Here is a 2329-nt window from a genome sequence, read left to right on the forward strand (position 1 = left end):
ATATATCAATGTTTTCGAATAAAAAAACACTCGTATTTTAAACGAGTGTTTCGTGTTTTTTAGGATAACCATTTCGGCGGTGTGTTTTTCTCCCAATAAATATCCCCTAAATTATTGTGTGCCATAAAGTCGTCCTCGGCACTGTGGTAGTGGAAGTTGTAATAGTAACCGTCCTGCGGTCTTTTTTCTGTGCGGACATGGAAGCGAATTAAATCCATACCTGTTTCATTGCTAGTAATATTAAAAATTTTCTCGCCATAGTTTCCACTTGGCTTTTCTGAAATTGTTAACGATGCTAACGATTCATCATCTAAGCCTTCTACTGTCATCGCAATGGCTTCCTCCATTTTAGGGAAGATAATAGCGTCAAACTCATTGCTAATTTTCGGACCAATTTTTGTGCCGAATTTCATATAGGATTGCTCTTTCGCCGCATCAACAAGCAATGCATTATAGTCAATCGGGTCTTCCTGTATTTCTGTTTGTTCTATCGGAAGAGCAGCCGCTTCTGCAGTACTTGTCCCAGATGCCGGTCCGATAGAAGCACGATTTGATGGATTATGATCAAATGCTTCCCATATCTCATGTGTTGGCGTAATTAATCCAAATGTTAAAAACGCAACCATAATAACGATACTTTTTTGAATCCATTTCTTCATTAATTTACACCTTCTCTTTATGTACAAATTGGTAATTCTATTACTAATATATACGCATAAGCCCTATAAAAGGTTTCATAATTTTATAATTCATTGTACAATATTTAAGTATAAAGTAAAAACTTCACATCCTGAGAAAACGCTTGTATGACCATCGTCCTGTTGCCCCATACTAATCGGGCATTTACTCGCAGTATGCAGGATAAATGTGTCGTTTTTTTAAAAGGAGGTACAAAACATGGATATCGCAATGGGTATTGGTCTTTTAATAATGTTAGGTTATTTATCATCTTTATGCTTCACGGACTAATAAAATCACTTTTACGAAGAAAGTCCGCGAGCTAGCGGACTTTTCTACTTTGTTAAGACCTATTTTAGAGTACAAGATAATACAGGCTGTCGATTAAATTTATATACAGTCTAGCACGTTCCTTCGTATTCTTACTTTATAAGTATTCAAGCATAATTCCCGCTACTAATGTACGCGGTAAAATTGTTAAAATACCACTCTCTTTCCGTACTAGCTGCCTATGCTCTTCATTGTACCCCATGCAATCCAAAACAATCAGATCTACTCGGTAGTCACGAAGATAACGAGCTGCCTCTTCAAAGTTGCCATAATCAAATGGTGAAGCAACAGCAATCGTGATATCCTCCGAAAAATCTTTCCACTTTTCAAGCATAGTCTCTCTCTGTTCTTCTAGTGGAATGATTAAACCTAGCTTCGGTTGATCGGCCAATGCACTAATCATTTGTGTGACGATACGATTCGGATAAAAAATAGTCTTTTCACATGTTAATTTCGAAAAATCATCTGTGCTTAATACGACGACCATATCCACCTCTTGTTCTAACTTTGATAATTCCATTTGTAATAATGGTAATAGTTTTCTTCTATCTATTATTATAGATCTGCCATCCCGTAATCGAGAGATAGATGTGTTCTTTTCATTTCTCGCTAAAACTGTTAGTAATTCCGCCTCGTTTAAGGAATCCAACGCTCCTCTTTCCACAATTTTAATATCTTTATTAAAAATTTCTGTAAATGTCGGTATAATATCTGAACGAGGTGATTGTCCGATCGTCAAAAAACCAACTTTATTCATTTGCAGTCACCCCTAAAGTTTGAAAATATATCATTGAACCGTCTAATTTATTCAAAAGGTTACATTCTTCTTTATCGGAAAACTTAGCTGCATCCTCAAAAAGTTGTTCCAATTTTAAATGATCGAATAACATCAATAATATCTGCTTTAACACCATAGCTATTCCTCCACAATTTTCTTCTATAATTTTTACTTGCCACAATTAGGTAGTACCTTTGTAAAAAAATAAAAAATTCTGAATTTAAATACGAGAAATTAACACATTACAAATAAATACTCATTGATAGCAATTCCGTTGTAACATTTGCACTATTCCAATATCGAAAAATAAACTATAAATATATTTGGATCAAAAATATTAATAAACATTGTTACACAAGTTCATATTTATTGGAACATTTTTTAGAATAAATAATCAAAAAGAACTACAACAGATATGACATTTGGGAATTCATTTCATAAAAAAAGAGTAGACATAGTCTGTCTACTTCTGAAGGCACTTCAATATATTTGTTCGATGATTCTATCCATCATTTTGGCTGTCTTATCCACGATTTCGGCCTT

At 34.2% G+C, this 2329-nt stretch carries 3 protein-coding genes; all 3 read right to left on the reverse strand.

Going from position 1 to position 2329, the window contains the following annotated elements:
- Positions 1 to 59 precede the first annotated feature (59 nt).
- Positions 60 to 659 (reverse strand): YpjP family protein, encoded by a 600-nt coding sequence (locus tag ACQKN4_RS24845; protein WP_427485157.1) that lies wholly within the window; start codon positions 657 to 659, stop codon positions 60 to 62.
- A 446-nt stretch (positions 660 to 1105) separates the two neighbouring features.
- Entirely contained in the window at positions 1106 to 1765 is a 660-nt protein-coding gene (locus ACQKN4_RS24850) for an AroM family protein (protein WP_427485158.1), read from the reverse strand.
- Positions 1758 to 1967 carry a hypothetical protein gene (locus tag ACQKN4_RS24855; protein WP_139376954.1) on the reverse strand — a complete coding sequence of 70 codons (210 nt, stop codon included), beginning with the start codon at positions 1965 to 1967 and terminating at the stop codon, positions 1758 to 1760. Before ACQKN4_RS24855 ends, ACQKN4_RS24850 begins: the two co-directional genes overlap by 8 nt.
- Positions 1968 to 2329 lie beyond the last annotated feature (362 nt).

The organism is Lysinibacillus sp. NPDC093692 (assembly GCF_050280125.1).
Classification (GTDB): Bacteria; Bacillota; Bacilli; order Bacillales_A; family Planococcaceae; genus Lysinibacillus.

Coding starts and splice junctions, on each gene's coding strand:
- ACQKN4_RS24845 (WP_427485157.1), bottom strand. CDS start 659: ATGAAGAAATGGATTCAAAAAAGTATCGTTATTATGGTTGCGTTTTTA.
- ACQKN4_RS24850 (WP_427485158.1), bottom strand. CDS start 1,765: ATGAATAAAGTTGGTTTTTTGACGATCGGACAATCACCTCGTTCAGAT.